Source organism: Candidatus Sororendozoicomonas aggregata, from assembly GCF_031528575.1.
Classification (GTDB): domain Bacteria; phylum Pseudomonadota; class Gammaproteobacteria; order Pseudomonadales; family Endozoicomonadaceae; genus Endonucleibacter; species Endonucleibacter aggregata.
The window spans coordinates 1-15,840 of the sequence record NZ_JAVLSP010000021.1; the positions used below are offsets into that span (position 1 = coordinate 1).

The 15,840-nt window shown below is 54.3% G+C and carries 19 protein-coding genes; 1 reads left to right on the forward strand and 18 read right to left on the reverse strand.

Features of this window, described 5'->3' with window-relative positions; translation table 11 throughout:
- The 18 genes from V4C51_RS06035 to V4C51_RS06120 all read right to left on the reverse strand — a co-directional run.
- Positions 1–1,305: phage tail protein (locus V4C51_RS06035; RefSeq protein WP_330925239.1), on the reverse strand; the 1,305-nt coding region annotated here is incomplete at its 3' end.
- The gene (locus V4C51_RS06040) at positions 1,302–2,360 is read right to left on the reverse strand and encodes a phage tail protein I (RefSeq protein WP_330925240.1); all 1,059 of its coding nucleotides are present in this window, start codon (positions 2,358–2,360) and stop codon (positions 1,302–1,304) included. The genes V4C51_RS06035 and V4C51_RS06040, both read right to left, overlap by 4 nt.
- Entirely contained in the window at positions 2,357–3,244 is an 888-nt protein-coding gene (locus V4C51_RS06045) for a baseplate assembly protein (protein ID WP_330925241.1), read from the reverse strand. Before V4C51_RS06045 ends, V4C51_RS06040 begins: the two co-directional genes overlap by 4 nt.
- Positions 3,244–3,579 (reverse strand): GPW/gp25 family protein, encoded by a 336-nt coding sequence (locus tag V4C51_RS06050; protein WP_330925242.1) that lies wholly within the window; start codon positions 3,577–3,579, stop codon positions 3,244–3,246. The genes V4C51_RS06045 and V4C51_RS06050 overlap by 1 nt, the downstream gene beginning before the upstream one ends.
- On the reverse strand, positions 3,576–4,157 hold the full coding sequence (locus V4C51_RS06055; protein WP_330925243.1) for a phage baseplate assembly protein V: 582 nt from the start codon (positions 4,155–4,157) through the stop codon (positions 3,576–3,578). The genes V4C51_RS06050 and V4C51_RS06055 overlap by 4 nt, the downstream gene beginning before the upstream one ends.
- A complete protein-coding gene (locus V4C51_RS06060) occupies positions 4,135–4,713 on the reverse strand; it encodes a hypothetical protein (protein WP_330925244.1) in 579 nt (192 codons plus the stop codon). Before V4C51_RS06060 ends, V4C51_RS06055 begins: the two co-directional genes overlap by 23 nt.
- Positions 4,689–5,141: a phage virion morphogenesis protein gene (locus V4C51_RS06065; protein ID WP_330925245.1), complete on the reverse strand. Its 453-nt coding sequence runs from the start codon at positions 5,139–5,141 to the stop codon at positions 4,689–4,691. The genes V4C51_RS06060 and V4C51_RS06065 overlap by 25 nt, the downstream gene beginning before the upstream one ends.
- A complete protein-coding gene (locus V4C51_RS06070) occupies positions 5,141–5,572 on the reverse strand; it encodes a gp436 family protein (protein WP_330925246.1) in 432 nt (143 codons plus the stop codon). The genes V4C51_RS06065 and V4C51_RS06070 overlap by 1 nt, the downstream gene beginning before the upstream one ends.
- Positions 5,572–5,814 carry an HI1506-related protein gene (locus tag V4C51_RS06075; protein ID WP_330925247.1) on the reverse strand — a complete coding sequence of 81 codons (243 nt, stop codon included), beginning with the start codon at positions 5,812–5,814 and terminating at the stop codon, positions 5,572–5,574. Before V4C51_RS06075 ends, V4C51_RS06070 begins: the two co-directional genes overlap by 1 nt.
- Before the next feature lie 76 nt (positions 5,815–5,890).
- Positions 5,891–6,796, reverse strand: coding sequence for a Mu-like prophage major head subunit gpT family protein (locus tag V4C51_RS06080; RefSeq protein WP_330925248.1), 906 nt, complete (start codon positions 6,794–6,796; stop codon positions 5,891–5,893).
- Between the two features lie 84 nt (positions 6,797–6,880).
- Positions 6,881–7,924 (reverse strand): phage protease, encoded by a 1,044-nt coding sequence (locus tag V4C51_RS06085; RefSeq protein ID WP_330925249.1) that lies wholly within the window; start codon positions 7,922–7,924, stop codon positions 6,881–6,883.
- Positions 7,925–8,095: 171 nt separating this feature from the next.
- A complete protein-coding gene (locus V4C51_RS06090; protein ID WP_330925250.1) occupies positions 8,096–9,115 on the reverse strand; it encodes a GTP pyrophosphokinase in 1,020 nt (339 codons plus the stop codon).
- Positions 9,115–10,173: a nucleoid-associated protein gene (locus V4C51_RS06095; RefSeq protein WP_330925251.1), complete on the reverse strand. Its 1,059-nt coding sequence runs from the start codon at positions 10,171–10,173 to the stop codon at positions 9,115–9,117. Before V4C51_RS06095 ends, V4C51_RS06090 begins: the two co-directional genes overlap by 1 nt.
- 369 nt (positions 10,174–10,542) lie before the next feature.
- Positions 10,543–10,803: a hypothetical protein gene (locus V4C51_RS06100; RefSeq protein WP_330925252.1), complete on the reverse strand. Its 261-nt coding sequence runs from the start codon at positions 10,801–10,803 to the stop codon at positions 10,543–10,545.
- A gap of 2 nt (positions 10,804–10,805) precedes the next feature.
- Positions 10,806–12,347 carry a phage minor head protein gene (locus V4C51_RS06105; RefSeq protein WP_330925253.1) on the reverse strand — a complete coding sequence of 514 codons (1,542 nt, stop codon included), beginning with the start codon at positions 12,345–12,347 and terminating at the stop codon, positions 10,806–10,808.
- Entirely contained in the window at positions 12,337–13,893 is a 1,557-nt protein-coding gene (locus tag V4C51_RS06110) for a DUF935 domain-containing protein (RefSeq protein WP_330925254.1), read from the reverse strand. The genes V4C51_RS06105 and V4C51_RS06110 overlap by 11 nt, the downstream gene beginning before the upstream one ends.
- 43 nt (positions 13,894–13,936) lie before the next feature.
- Positions 13,937–15,475, reverse strand: a complete 1,539-nt coding sequence (locus V4C51_RS06115) for a terminase large subunit domain-containing protein (RefSeq protein WP_330925255.1) — start codon at positions 15,473–15,475, stop codon at positions 13,937–13,939.
- Complete coding sequence (locus tag V4C51_RS06120; protein WP_330925256.1) at positions 15,462–15,647, reverse strand: hypothetical protein; 186 nt, start codon at positions 15,645–15,647, stop codon at positions 15,462–15,464. The genes V4C51_RS06115 and V4C51_RS06120 overlap by 14 nt, the downstream gene beginning before the upstream one ends.
- Here V4C51_RS06120 and V4C51_RS06125 point away from each other — a divergent pair.
- The gene (locus V4C51_RS06125) at positions 15,626–15,838 is read left to right on the forward strand and encodes a KTSC domain-containing protein (RefSeq protein WP_330925257.1); all 213 of its coding nucleotides are present in this window, start codon (positions 15,626–15,628) and stop codon (positions 15,836–15,838) included. The two genes, V4C51_RS06120 and V4C51_RS06125, sit on opposite strands and share 22 nt — an antisense overlap.
- Positions 15,839–15,840: the final 2 nt, after the last annotated feature.

Consider the following 15,840-nt stretch of genomic DNA (forward strand, 5'->3'; position numbering starts at 1 on the left):
ATCCGTTGAGCTATTCGCCTCTGTCTGGGTAGCGACCTCTAACTGTCCCCGAGTACTTTCCGTCGCCTGACGTGTACCCGCGTCTGTCGCGCTTTTTACGGCTTTGCTACTGGCTAAGGTGGCAGTAGACGTTGAGCTGGTCGAGTCACTCACGCCCGTAACGTTATTACCTGAGCTGAGCTGAATACCGCCCATTTTCAGATTGGCATTACCTGTGGCTTGCTCGTTGCTGTCAGCGACAAAGTGGTAAGTACCAATTCCCTCCTGATCGTCATACCAGATATGGTCAATATTGGTGGAACCTGCTTCATTCATCACAATGGGTTTGTTATTCAGATAGACACCCTGCTGAAAACTTGGCCTTGTGTCTGTCCTGGCAAATTTCGCCGACAGTAAACCCCATAGCTTTTTCGGCGTGACCGCACGACTATCATCCGTACCCGTGTTAACTTCCGTTTGCGTGGCAATTTCCACAAAGCCTTTTACGCTTTCCGTGGCGCCGCGAGCAAAAGAAGCCAACCGACTCTTTAATGTTTTAGGCGTAACCGTCCGTTGATGATCCGTACCACTGTCCACTTCGCTCTGCGTGGCGATCTCTACAAAGCCTTTTACGCTTTCCGTGGCGCCGCGAGCAAAAGAGGCCAACCGACTCTTTAATGTTTTAGGCGTAACCGTCCGTTGATGATCCGTACCACTGTCCACTTCGCTCTGCGTCGCGATTTCTACAAAGCCTTTTACGCTTTCCGTGGCGTTGCGGGTAAAAGACGCCAGGCGGCTGGTTAAGGTTTTGGCAGTGACCATCCGCTGGTGATCGGTGCCAGCATCCACTTCAGCCTGCGTGGCTACCTCTGCCACACCTCGCATGGACTCCGTGGCCGGTGGGGTTTGGAAATTAGTATCGCCATTAATCACCACAGAACCCGGTGGAAAAGACTTAATCGGGATACTGATTTGCAACAGCAAAGGCACGACGGATGTGGTTTCAATAATGGGCGTGCTCTGGCGATAAACAGCCAGCAAGGTGCCATCACTGAGTACGGCGGCAAACTCATAAACGGAATAGCTCTCACCGGAAAAATCAGACGTTTCCGTATAAAGCTCCGACGGGCTCGGGTTACTGCCAGTGCCTGCCGGTAGTCGCTTGATCTCATTCACCAGCGCTGTGTCGCTCGCCGCCGGTGTACCGCTGCCTGAGCCGATGGCGATATGAGTAATCTCTGCCGACAGACCGTTGCTCTGGGCATTAGTCACGGCCGCCCGCCCGGCATCCGTTACGGTCATAGTCATTTGCAGCGTGTCCGTCATACGCTGGCCTCCATTGAGATCAGTTGCAGTGCCCTGGCATGGGCGCTGATGTTGATGCCGTTACTTGTCGCGCTGATGCTGTTTCTTACCGTGAAATGTGAGCGCAACGGTTTGACGGCATTGATGGCGGCAATAATGCTGGTTTGCAGGTCGGCGGTTAAACCAAAGTTGGCGGTGGTCATTTCGCCAGGAATATCATCGGGGACTGTTTCACCGATGTACCGTGTAGACCAGCCGGCCTTGCCCTGGGTGAAATGGGGATTGGGCGCCAGTTGTTTATTATCGAATAAATCCCAGCACTCAATCTCAGCAACCTGGGCAGTACCCGTGCCGCGGATGTAATTCAGGATAAACATCGGCCTGATGTACGCGGTGCCCGCGCGGAAGTTACTATGAACATCCCCCGTGCCGGTAATCTCGCCTTCAAATGTTTGCCACCCGTCGGCGCTGGTGATTGTTCTACCGAATACGCAACAATACCGGTGTAAGCCTGAGCCACCTGTAATGTTATTGAAATCTTTGTCCAGCGTAACGACACCGGCGTAAACCCTGGACTGGCTGCCCGGATCATCAATGGCCTGGCGCACTTTAAACCGAATCTTATAAACACGACTGGTGCTGACAGGTATCGGCGTTGAACAGTACAGCGAATCTGAATACCAAAGCTCGTACACTGGCTTAATTTGCTGGTTCTGCACCGCATTCATCCACACCTCAAAGGTGTGGGGTGTCGCTCTGGGGGTTTGCTCCCACCACTCTATTATTCGCGCCTGGGCATTAAAGGCAGCGATGGCATTCTCAACTGACTGACGGCTGCCTTTTATCCGGTGCTGGTATAAAGCATCTTTCACCGTCTGTCGTTTGATGTGATCCGGCCAGTCATCGTTCCATTCATCCACTGAGAACGACCAGGCCAGGTACGGCAAAAATTCAGCGGGGCACGTATCCGGGTTCCAAAGGTCACGATAAATGACTGGCAACTGTTCCAAACGTTCAGACACTGACGCCAGTGCCCGTTCCTGGGGAGTAGCTGACGGTGGCAGTAAATCGCTCATGCTGCCCCCTGGGTGAGTTCGATAGCGGAGCAAAACCCGGCCCGCACATCAGAGATAGCCACATCCGCGGCGGGTTCCGTTAATTCAACCCGCACCACGCCAGGCTGTTGTAATGCGCCATAGATGCCTGAAATAGGGACTAAAAATCCGATCTTATGCAAGGATTCCACATAAGCAGTCACAGCATCACGTGCCGCCGTCATCACCTGATCCGCACCGGGACCCGGATTAATAAACAAGGTGGCTTTGACTCGATAGCTGACAATATCCGCACTTTGCACCGTTAAGGCATCGGTCATTTGTCGGATATGGGGCTGACGCAAATAGTTACCCACCGTTTGCACCAGCTCTGTGGAAGCCGAGCCGTCACCTTCATGGGATAATACCGTGACCACAACCTCCCCTGCGGTAGGGCTTTTGGCGGCAACGGATTTTACCCGCCCATCAGCAGCCAACGCTTTGGATAAATAAGCGCCTTCAGTTCCGGCATTGGTCTGGCCTTCCATGCTCAGCTGAATCCGTGCCCGTAAACTGACATCATCTTCCAGCACCAGCTCACGAGGTGGAATAGCATCAGGATCGCCAGCGTCAACGATCAGGCGACGAATGCCCCAATAGCTGCCCAGTTGATCAAGGTCGGCCCCAGTGGCAGAAGGCAACATAACAGCTCGGGCACCGGCATTAATCCGAGCCCGCAGCAATAGTTCACGGTAAGCGCACACCTCCAGCACCTTAAAAGCAGGATCACTTTCCACCAGGGCAGAGAAGTCCGGGTGCCTGGCCCGCAAATCCGCCAGCCGCTCAGCCATAAGCCGCTCATAGTTCAGCGTTTCCACCACATCCGGTGCGGGTAGCTGGCTGAGGTCAATCACTGTGAAACTCATCAGACAATAATCCCTTCCAAAGAAACCGGCGACCCATCAGGCAGGTATTCACCAAACAGGTCAAACGTCACCTGTCCATTCGTCACGCTGATCATTTTTACCTGATGCAGTTTTAACCGTGGCTCCCACCGATCCAGGGCTTCAGCCACAGCGGCATAGCATTCACTTTTCCAGGCGGGGGTCACCGGCGCGTCAATCAGGTCAAACAACCGTGAGCCATAATCCCGTCGCATAACCCGGCTCCCGATGGGCGTGCGTAGAATGTCGGCAATGCTCTGGCGTAAATGGGCTTTGCCACTGAGTGTTTTGCCAGTAGTGGCATCGATGCCGTTCATTGCGTCTGCTCCGGTGTACCTGATGTCCCTTGGCCTGGTGTCACATCTTTGTGCTGATGCTGGTTAAATATGCCCCGGTCAGCCGCCATGCTGCGGGTTTTATCGGTGATATCTTTCGTGGCAGTGATATTGCCGTTAACCAGCAGGTCGCCGGTAAAAGTAATGCCACCCACGGCATTCAGGTTCACCGTAGCGCCGGCTGGCAGGTTGATATCCAGATGGTGTGTCTTCCGGTCATACTCAAAGCGCCCACCGTCGCTAAAATGGTGAACGGTTTTATCTGGATTGGCAGAAGGTGCCGGAAACGCTTGGGAATAGCAGCCACCGAGCACCCAGCCCTGGGCAGGATTACCATCGGGGCAAAGCACCACCACCTGCTCTCCCACCTCCAGGGGATTCCATTGGCAGTTCTTGCCGGCACGCCCGCTCAGCACAGGCAGCCAGGCGGTGATCAGGGTGCCGCTTTTCACCCTGACCGCATAGGGGCTGTGCCGTACCTTGTGTACGGTGCCGATGCGGATCAGGCTGGCCAGTTTGCGGGCCAGTTCGACCCGTTCAAAGGAGGCGTTCATAGTCATCCTTGTGTACCGTACCCGTCTCAGGCTCAATACCGCTGTAAAGTTCGGTAGGGATAACCCACTCAGACTCCATAGCCTGCCCTAAAAAAACTGGCTGCTGCCAGCTAACCCCCCACAAGGCGACCCGCGCCCTATCCAGGGTTCCACTGTAGAGGTTCTGGGCGCTGATCTTGTCAGGGAAGCCACACTCACCCGCCAGTCCCCACAGGTTTCTCGGTAACATCAGCAGCAGGGCTTCCACCAGGTTAAGCACGGCCCTGTCCCGTGGCAGCCCGGGGGCATCTTTCGCTACCACAAAGGCGGTCAGCTGGGTGGTCAGTCGCTGGCGACCTTCACCCCCCTGTTCTTTAAATAAGAGCGTCTGGGACGGGGCTGCCATCACCGACAGGTAAATGGCCGGAGCAGCAGCAGACAGGCGTTTGAGTTCGCTGGCATCAAACCGGCCACCGTGTAACTCGCACTGTTTAAGGGCCGGTAAACGCCCCTTTAACGTGGCGCGAACACCGTCTAAAAACCGCCCTAACGCGGGGTCTATTTCAGCAGCTGGCTCAGCCATTGGCCGATCACCTCATTGAGTTCTGTTTCATTATCACCGGACAATCCCAGGTAAGGCCGCGCAGGGATGGGCAGCCCCACAGGCTCACCACCCATCTGATGAATCGCGCCATAAATCAACCCCGTGCCCACGGCCACTTCATTGCCGCTGACCCGGTAGCTGATGGAGTCCACCAAATGCCCCTGGTACTCCAGCGCCCCACCGGAGGAGCGCTCGGCCTTTTTTGTTACCCAGGCATCACTCAGTGGTGCCCAGGGCGTGCCGTCAGGGGCTGCCTTTTCCTCAGACAATCGTCGGCGGGTCTGGCTTTCTACTGTCGCCCCCACCTGCTCCATCAGCTCGCCGTACTGCACACGGGTCAACTGATTGAGCTGGCTGGCCAGTGCTTCCAGCCCCTTGACCGACTGCTCAATGACCACCCCGGCCATCAGATCACACCGCCCAGGGTCTTACGGCTGGTGATTCGCCCGTCACCCACCAACTGCACATCACCAGCGGTGGTTTCAGCAGGCTTTTGCAGTGTGGGCAGCCCCAGGGTCATGGCACCACTGGCCAGCGCCTTGAGGGTTTTCACACTGCTCTCATAGCGCTCGTTCACCAGGTCAGAGATCGTCGCGTCACTGTCGCTGAGCCAGTACAGGGCAATGTTCACCGCCAGGCGTTTGATGGTGGCGGGCACCTCTGCCAAAGGCAGTTGGTAACGTGTTCCCAGGTGCATATTGATCTCGTCCGTGGCATCGCTGATGGCCTTATCCACCACGGCGGTATTCACGGCACCAGTGCCCTCACGGTCACTCAGCACAATCAGTTCGGACTCACCGATCCTCTCTTCCAGATCCTGGCGGGTGATATACGCCATTACTCACTCACCACCAGGTTCGGCTCCGCTTTCAGCTGTGCCAGCTGCTTATCGCTGAGATCGTCCCCACTGATCTGTCGTCCCTCATGGGGAAAGAACAGGCCGCAGCGGTAAAAGCCGGCTTCAGCCACGGCACTGATGGTATAAACCCTGGCCGGTGGTTGGTTGTTGTCCTGGTTGTCCGCTTTTTTGTCAGAGGACGTTGCCGGCGCTTTATCGCCTTTTTTCTTTGCCGTTGCCATAGGGGTATCCGGTTATTCTTCAGGGTAGATGGGCACGCCCACGCGGGTCCGCAGGCATGAGCGAATGGCGTTAGCACTACGACAAGTACGGCGTTACCAGCACATCCACGGCATTGCGGTTGATGTTGGTCGCCCCGGCAGCATTACGCTCAGCCTTGACGATCTCCAGGGCCTTGTCCCGTAACTCCGGCGGACACACCAGGATGGTGGGATTGACACCCATGGGACGGCCACCGTCCGCTTTCATTTTTTGCATCGACGCAATGGCGGCATTGAAGTTAGCGGCGGTCAGCTCCGCCTTGGAACCAAAAGCCAGCTGGTACAAACCAAAGCCCACATTACAGCGGCAGTCCACACCGTATTCAGCCTGATTGTTGGTAAAGGCCGGGTCATCACTGTCCTTGTCACGGCGAACAAAGTTGGGCTTTTTGCGCTCCTGAAAGATGATCGGCTTCAAAGAACGGCTGGTATCGAGCAGGAACCAGGCCGGAGCATCACCCACCTGCATATTGCTGACGGTTTCCGCCACACCGCTGCCATCCACATTGGGGTAAACCGGGTGATCCGTATCAAAGAAGTTCTGCCCGTCGTAGCACAGGGTACTGAAGCCATCGGAGAGTAAACCGAACACCAGCTCATCGGGGAAGACATTGGCGGCGCGCCCCATCTCCTCAAACATGGGTGAGTACACGCCCGCCTCATCGTCTTCGATATCGTCGCGGTTAACGCCCACGGTGCTTTCATAATGCTTGTTGATGATGCTGTATTCGTGGGTCTTCATATCGTTGACCACACGCGGCCCCACCCACTCACGGAAACCGGGCCATTGCCCTAACCAGCCGTAGGTGCTCGACTTGGAACCCGAGGCCACGCGCATGGCCACCTGCTTCCAGACAGGCTTGGCATTGCCAAACCCTTTTTTAAATGCGGCGCTAAAGGTGACAAACAAGTTCTTCAGCAGCGAACCGGTAATAATCGCCATAGGTTGCTTTCCCTTCTCTGTAATTATGCAGAGTTGCGTTAACTGCGGTTAATAGAGAGACCGCCGGACGGCCTGTTGTTTGGGTTACTTGTCATCCAGGCTTGAGCGGAACTCATCCTCGCTGATGCCCATCTGCTGGCACAACGCCACCTGCTCATCGGTCAGGGAGGTTTTGCTATCGCCAGGCTTCTTATTGGCAGTAGCCGCCTCTGTGCTGACAATGGCCGGGGCTGACTTTACAAACTCACGGAAACGCTCCAGCCCACCGTCCTGCCGACAGGTGGCCAGGTGGTAGTCCTTACTGGCCGGCGCCACCTTGCCTGCTTTGATGGCCGCGTCCACCTCATCGGCAATGGCCTGATCATCCGCCGCTTTTATTCTGGCTTCAGCCGCGGTCGCCCGGTTCAGGGCCAGCTGGTAGTCCGCCTTGGTGACAAACTTCTCAGGGTCCGGGGTTTCGGCACGATTAAGCGCTGTCTGGTGCTGGGTTTTGAGCGTGCCAATGGCCTGAATCGCGTCCGCCTCAGAGGCGTCGTTTTTCAGTCCCAGGGCGGCGCGCATGGCTTCAGACAAAGGCATGTCCGTCTCTCCTCTTTCAGGGTTTTCATGGTGTTCAGAATCAGGGGGTGGGGTTGACTGCTGATTCAGCGCAGGCAGTTCCCGCAGGTTGTGGGTATTGGTCAGGCCGACACTTTTCAGCGCCTTCACCTGCCCTTCCCCGTCGTACAGAAAGGCCGGGCTGTAATACTTATAGGCTTTGCCTTCGACCAGGGCGCGGCCACTGTCGTTCCATTCCACCCGCCCCCACAGGGCACCGTCACGGGCTTCCAGGTCATCCAGGCGAAACCAGCCCTGCGCCGGTGCCGGTTCCCCTTTGGGGCCTTTCACTTCCGTGGCATGTTCAATATCCAGGGGGATATCCCGACCCACGGCGCGGCACGCCGCCAGAATCAGCTCAGGATTCGGGTTGGTCCATTGCCGCCCGTCACGGCCAGTAAAGGTGCCCGCCGGAATCAGTGGCAACCACTCAGGTGGCTGACCATTGGCCCCGAGCTGCATATTCAGCGCCACCGCCACGGTCTCGGGGGTGTCGGGTTGTTTGGGATAAGGTGCGTGTGTCGTTGTCATACCCCCAGAATAACGGGGGCAGCAGGCGGGGGATTCTAAAGGGTTTCAGGGATGTGCGACGGGGGTGAACCGTCGCGGCTTTCAAGGTTTAGAGTATTGGAGCACTGTTTTGCAGTGTATGCGATCATGTAGTCAATCGTCCAGATGAGAAAGCTCAAAGTGCTTACAAAATCAAGGTGGAGCTATACCAAGGTCACTGAACACACTTTCCAGTGTGCTTCTGGGGTATGGCCATTGCTCAGAGAGCGTATGCCGCCACCCATCTGCTAAAAAATAAACCAGTAAAATAATAGGCTGACGATAAATAGAATCATGCTTCCAATGCTTAATAATACGCACTTTCAAGTGAGCACTAGACTCATCAGCCCAAAAGCTATCAAAGTCCTCGAAACTTGCTGGAAGCATGTTCTGTAAAGCATCTAAAACATACCATATTGTGGGCTCATCAACGCTATATGAAATTTCATTGCCTTTGGCAAAATGATCAAAATCCGACTTTAAACGGCTTTCCCACTTACCTAGCAGTTGCTCTGGACCTCCTAATAACCCCTTTGCCTTAACCAGTAAGTCGTCCGTTGTTTCCATCAGCGCCATACTCTTAGCTATAGTACGGTGAACAATTGCATCTGCCACAACATGACTTTTGTATAAAGTATCATGTGTTACTTCAGCGTAGGCGTGTTGTAAAAGCGTACGAATCTGAATTTCACAAGGCGTTTGTGCCGGAACAACGATCACATCCCCTTTTTTGTTCGTACATGGTACTGTTAACTCTGCATGATTTCTCACTACGTAGTGAACCGACTGATAGTTAAAAATCATTGGTTCTTTCTCTATTTCTTCTTGAAAGTCCCTGTCTCTTGAATACTCCCAAGCGGTTTCACTTTCTACCAGTAACTGCAAGACTTCTATATCTTTTGTCAATAAAACTACAAAACGCAAACCTATCTTGTCAGTAATATCGTTATAAGGATCTTGATATTTACCTTTTTTTCGCACAAACGCCTTATTTAACAAAGAATCCAAGGTTTTTATACGAACGCTCGGCTCTATTTTAACCGTCTGGTAATATCCATCGTATCCCAGTTTTTCTGTGAGTCCCTTTTGCAAGCTATTTTTCACAAACTTGCCCCATGCCTCAAGCATGGGCAAATCTGCATTATACCGCTCAGAGAACTCATCCTGATTCATCACTTTTGCTCTAACATCTTGCCCTCAATGTACACAGTTGTGCCTTCAAGGGTAGTCTCAATAACCTTGATTGAACTTTGAAACTTATCCGTTGGAGCTGCCACTGTTACATCAGAGCTAAACTGCATTCTGCGTATCTTTAATTTTTTACCAAGAAGGGATGTATCTTTTAAAACAGCAGAATTACTAAACCCTTCTTTACGCATATACCTTTCGTAGTCATCTCTGGTTCCAGCTTGAAGATAGTGTTTTGCAAAGCCACTAACCTCCACCACATTACTTTGGTCAGTTTTCAAGTACGTATACAAGGCATTATGCAAGTCGAATTTTTGTCTTTGATCAAGTTCAGACTCATCAATAAACTTAGTAGTAAGCTCAAAAAACTCTCTAGTCTGATGCTCCGCTTTGTAAGGTGTTCGCAACCCCAGAAAGTCATCATAAAAATACTTCGCAGCCCTGCGTTCATCTCCACCAATCATATTTCTATCGAATATAAAAACAGAGAACTGACCAACATCTACATCATCGGCACGTGATGCGCCATCTGCCAGCTCCACAAATACGCCGACTTTGTACAACTTTGTTTGAGGTGTAAGAAGCAAGTTCTCCAAGTATTCCATGGTGTTTTTCTCCTGCTTAAAGCCTTCTTGCCTCTCTGCTTTGATAATGATCAAACAGTGTCTTTCAGGACTAACACCAACAGTACCATCCAAAATTACCAAGGCACCCCCAGGCCAGCGCGTAGAAGTATGCGCCTCTGTGTGTTTATGTGCAAATGCTTCAGAAAAACGAATAAAGTCAGAGTCAGACGTGTGCATTATCTTACACGCCTTTGCAAAACAACCTGATTCAGAGATGTTCGCTATCTCCATTTCCATACAGTGAGAGCCTCTGCCTAATACGGCTGTCAATCGCTCCTCAAGCTTTCCTAACGCTTTGTCATCCAGCGCAATAAGTTCTTTGCTGATTCCCGGTTCAGTACGCTCTTTGCCGTTTGGAGCATATACGTTGTGTAGAATGATGCGGTTTAGATTAAAGTTCGTAAAAGAAACGGACATAGGGACTCCCTGATAAAACGACGAAAACTCACCACATGAATAACAAGTCACTGCCAAATGAGCATACCAACAGCAAAACATCGTCGTAAAGGTGTTTAACACCCGTTTAACTCTCGAGCTGAGCAATTTTCTATACCAACACACCGCTTAAATAAAAAACCGCGTGAGCGGCTTCTATGGCAGTCACAAAACGATGATAAAAACACCCTGTTTTGCCGGCGACTGTTATGCTGATGGGAAGGCAGGTGTGACACGGTGATAGTCTCCCGGCCATAACACGCGGCAAACGTCAGTCTTCATCAGTCGGCGTGCTATGTGGGGTTGCCGGTTCGCCAGATGGGAGGCCCCACCGCCTGCCTCACCTTCCCCCTACTCCTCCTCAACCTTCTGCGCTTCTTCGTACATCACCCCGCCTTCTTCCCATTCCTTAAACTCACCGCCGGAGACGATATAGCTTTCCCAGACGTAGCCAAACAACTGAAGGTCCCAGCCGGTGGCCTTTTTCTCCAGGGCATCCATCTGTAGGGCAATATTCTCAGGCCAGGGTTCCTGCTTCATCAGGGCAAAGGCCTGGTCAGAATAGGGGGTGGGTTCGGGGTTCTCTGCATAATAAGGGTTATCATCAGCCATTATCAGCGTCCTTTCAGTACGGGGCTTGTGGTCTGGGTCGCTTTTATCAGTGTAGTCTCTATAAACGCCGCAGCCTCAGGGTTCCATGCCTTAACGCCCACCGGGTCGATAAACCAGGCAGCGAAATGCTCTGCAAACCACTCCTCATGATTATCACGACTGTACTCTGTTAACGCCAGCCTGTGCCGGTCAGCAAAGACGGGAGCCCCACCCCAGAAATGCACCTGGTGGCCCAGCTCATGGATCAGGGTTATGATCACCTGCTCAGGGGAACCCTGCCCCACTGCACCCGAGACCGAATAATGCTGTAACCGCCCGGCGTTAAGTGAGTGACCTTTCGCAGCAGCCAGCACCGGCTTAACCCCCATCTGAATCACTGCTGACTCAGCACTGGCCAGATTAATCCCGGCTTTCACTTTCACGGTGACCAGCTCATACGCTGCTTTGGTAAAGCCATTGGTCCGGCTGACACTCCGCGGGCTGCCGTAGCGCCGGAAAGCATCCAGAGGGGACAGGCCTCCGCCCAGGTACTGGGCGATCTGTGCCTGCAACGCTTTATTGCGCGGTGCCTTACTGCCACCGATTTCACCGGACTTGAGCAGACAGGACTGGATAGGGTGCGCCTTCAAAAAAGCCCCGAACAGCTGGCGGCTGTCTTTTGTACCCAGCTCATTCAGTACCCTGTTAATCTGCTGGCCGTTCACCCCTTTCACCGTGGAGAACGGGGCCGGCACCGTTACACGCTGGCGGGGGGCTGGCTTTTTCAGTGCCTGGCGCAGCTGTTGTTCCTGCTGGATAACACGCTGTTCAAGGGCGTTTAAACGCCGTTTACCGGGGTTGTAATCCCAGCCGGGGTCAATGCCTTCCGGCACCTTTTGTATCTCACCGGTGCGTTTGTTGATCCATTCATTGCGCTTTATCTCAGGGGCACGGTTCGGGCTTTTACCCCGTGTGCGCTGGTATTCCCGCGTTGATACCTGCCGCACCCGGCACTTGCAGCCCCAGCCATTTTGCGGGTAGTGGGTATCCCAGAACGGGTCATCCACTGGCAGCGTCAGCCCCTGCCATTGGACGTGTTCCTTGCGGTGCTCTTTGGAAGGGCCCAGCTCATAACGCAGATAAGGGTGGGTCTTTTTGGTGCGCTGTACCCGGTGCCACTGACCCGCAGCATGGGCGGTACGCAGATTGGTTTCATAGATGACCCGGAGTCGGCGCGGGCTACCCAGCTGAGCCAGCTGCTTCTTTTTATTATTGGGGTTGGTCATTTCCTTCACGCCCCACCACCCTTTCTTTTGTAGCAGGGGCGTCAGCTGTTGGCGGAACTGCTGCAGGGTCTGGCCTTCCCTGATGGCCGTTAGTACCCCCGATAGCAGATCTTGCAGGATATCCAGCTGCATGGCCTTGGCCACCGTGAACACACTCTGGTGCTCTTGCTTCCACACATCCATCCAGCTGAACGAGGGCTTGAGTTTTTTACGGTTGAAATAATCCAGCACCTCAGGGGCAGGTTCACTGGGAAAGGCAAAGCCCGGCTCATCCCTCATCCGACGCCTCCCCCAACCCACGGGCTTTAAAGGTACTGGCTGCCAGGGCTTTCACCAGGGCACTGACATCCATACCGCCGTCTTCCAGTAACTCAGGCAAGCGCTGCATAAACGCTTCCAGGCTGGTGCAGTCAGCGGCCAGCTGCTCGATGGGGTCAACCAGTGGCTGCATCACCGGTTGCCAGTCGGCCAACAGTTCGTTTTCCAGTTCGGCCAGCGCCTCATCAGTCATATCAGACTGCTGCTGGTTTAATGCCAGGCGCTGACGATTCAGAGCAGGCTCAGGCACCGCCTGCTGGCCTTCCGGGGTCATCAGCCGCGCTCCTTCCTTCGGGTCCGCAAAGCCAAAACGGTCCCGCACCTGGGATTGCTCCACGGCCAACCCCCGGTCAATCATGGGTGCCAACGCATCGGCCAGCGCCTTGAGGTCTTCTGACTCAATAATGGGCAGGGTGATCTGCGGGTACTGTTGCTGGGGACCGTGGTTTAAATCAATGGTCCACTGAATCAGGGTTTGCAGGGTATTGGCCAGCTGGCGGGCATCGTCTTTCTGGATATCGCCGCGCACTTCATTGTGGACAGTGGCCTGGGACTGACTGCTGCCATTGTCCGCCGTCATGGTCTGCCCCAGAATCCCTTTGGAGAGTTGGGAGTCCGCCCACTGGGCCATGTTCTGGAACAGGGTATCGCCGCCGTTGCCCTTGGCGGTCTCAATCAGTTCCATTTGCATACTTTCAGGAATCGCCGCCCCGGCATCGCTGGCAATATTGGCAATGGCACTGACCAGGGTGCTGATCTCTTCATCGGTGGCATGGGGGCCATACTTACCCACCCGGATCGGCATCCCGAACACTTCCGCAAAGGCCCACCAATCCTTCAGGGTATAGCCCTTGAGCATATACATGGCTGCTGATAACCGGGCCAGGCCGTTACGAATAGGCAGCCCGCTTTTAATTCTGGGCTGATGAATCAGGTATTTATACGCCGCCAGGGCTTCCCCTTCCGCCGTGTTGTCCCGCAACCGCAGCTCCCGCCCTGTCTCCCGATCAAACTGGAAAAAGCGCGGGTCTGCCCACTGGTAGTCTTTCGGGGTAAACCGCCCGTCACGGGTGTCCCAGATGACCTCCACCACTGAAAAACCTTTGCCAATGCCATCAAGCAAATCAAACAGCATATCGCTGAAGGCCGGAGCCTTGATCAGGGCGCGGATCTCCTCAGCCAGTTCCACATCACGCTTGTCCTCACTGGCCGCTTCAATCACCGGCTCAAGACCCGACACCGCCAGCTTGCGGGTGCGGATCTGACTGGCATAGTGCAGGTCACGCTCTTCCATCTCCTCCGCCAGTACCAGGTAATCTTCCATATCCCCGTCGATGGCATCACGCAACACAGCCGCCAGCCGCTGTGGGGTTAACCAGGACGCAACAGAATAGCCCGGCGAAGCCTGACGTATCCCCGTCAGGGTGGCCCGGGTGACATGGCGGGTCAGGGCTTTTTTCTTGAACGGTTGATTGGTGCTGGGGTCAATGATTACGGAGTCCGTCATCCCTGTGTCCTTATGCTTTTATACCTTCATAAAAAAGATGGGCTTATAAAAGCGACCCGCGCTGCTTCAGGCCGCGTGTCACTTTGATCCGCCGCTTATGGTTATCCTGGTCTGCCTGTTTGCTTACCGGGTGATAGGCATAGGTGGTGGCGTCCATGGTGCTCGCCGCCCAGGCCAGGCACAGGGCCACCGCGGCATCACCGTGGCGCCGCTGGCTTTTACTGGAAGCCGCGCCGTCAGTGGCGGTATTGCCGTCAGGGATTTTGGGCACGCCCTTGACCACCTGGATGGCACGCAGGTCTGAGAGAATGTCCGCATCTTTAGGAATGGCAATAGCGTCATCTTCAAAGGCGGCCTTAAAGGGAGGCATGTGCTCCAGATACCAGCGTTGTGACAGCATCACCTCATCGATAAGCCCGGAGCCGTAGCGATAACGCGCCTGCTCGGCCAGATACTGCCCGTTGCCCCGGGCATCGAGCTTGCCACCACTGAAGCGTGGCAGGCCGTCCACCACGGCATAAAAGATCTGTTCCTGGTTACGAAACGGCAGGTTTTTCAGTTCCACAATAAACGGGCAGCGCCGTTTAAGATCCTGCCCAATGGCCAGCGGAGCGATCACCGTCAGGTCACCACTGCGGGCAAAGTCTTCCCCGACGCAATGACGTTGCTCGGTATTTAAGGCCTGTAAAAGAGGTGTTAAACGCGCGTTTAACCAGTCGTTAACCTCAGCCATCCGTTGAGCTTCGGGCCAGCTGTTAAACTCCGTGGAACCCTCAAAGCGCAACACAGGTGCCGTTTCCATGCGCGCCTCAATCAAGACCCGGCTCAAGTAACTGCCGCCGGAAGCCTTGGGGACACAGAAGTATTCCTCCAGGGCATCGTCTTCCGTGGCGGTATCCTTTAACAGGTTATCCCGCCAGGTTTGCTGTGCCCCGGGACTCCAGGGTTTGCCGCTGACCAGGCAGATACGCTGATACAGGCCATCACCCAAGGCATCGTCCAGGGTAATGCGGTGCACGCTGTAGCGCTTTTTACCGGCGCGGCTGTCGTCAATCAGTTCATTAAACAGGTTGTCCACGCCATTGTGGGTAGAGATCAGCCGCACCTTCGCGCCCCACATGGTCAGCGCCAGCGCTGCCTTGAGCACTTCCGCCAGCCGGTCGTGGAAGGCGGCCTCATCAATGGTGACATTGCCCTGCATTCCCCGCAGGTTTCTGGGGCTGGAGGACAGCGCCTGTACCTTAAAGCCCGCGCTCGGGAAGTACACGACAAAGGTCAGTATTTCTTTGTCGCCATCATCGTCAAGGAAGATCTCTTCCCGCACGCTGCTGGCCACCTTATCAAATGCCCGCGCCCACTGAGCCACCGCCTCAATAAACTCCCGGGCCATCTCTTTATTGCTGCCCACATAAAAGTGGTTTTTACCCCCGACGCTTTTCTCAGCACCAGCAGCCAGAGCCGCATCCGCCGCCTCTGCCCAGGTTAATCCTGTCCGGCGGGATTTTTCAGCAATCTTTAAAGGCGACTCATCCGCCACCCAGCGCTGTTGATAAGGCAATAAAACCGCATCAGGTGTACTCATGAGCCTGCTTTCCCTGGGTTGCCAGATCAATCAATGTTAAAAAGTCCTGACAGTTCTCAAGCAGGTGCCCATGGGAATCTCGAAATTCATACCGGGCAAAAACCTTGAGTAACTGTTCAGCACTTAACCCTTTCAAATCAGGAGAGTCTGATGGATCGACAATCGGTTGCATCGTCTAATATCCGTTCCATTGGTTACGATTCGGGTACCCTCACACTTGAGGTTGCCTTTACATCCGGCGGCATCTATCAATATTTCAATGTGCCTGAATCCCAATACCAGCGACTGATGGCCGCCTATTCCAAAGGCACCTGCTTTGCTGACCACATCAAAAACCGTTACCGGTTCAGAAAAGTCGGCTAGCG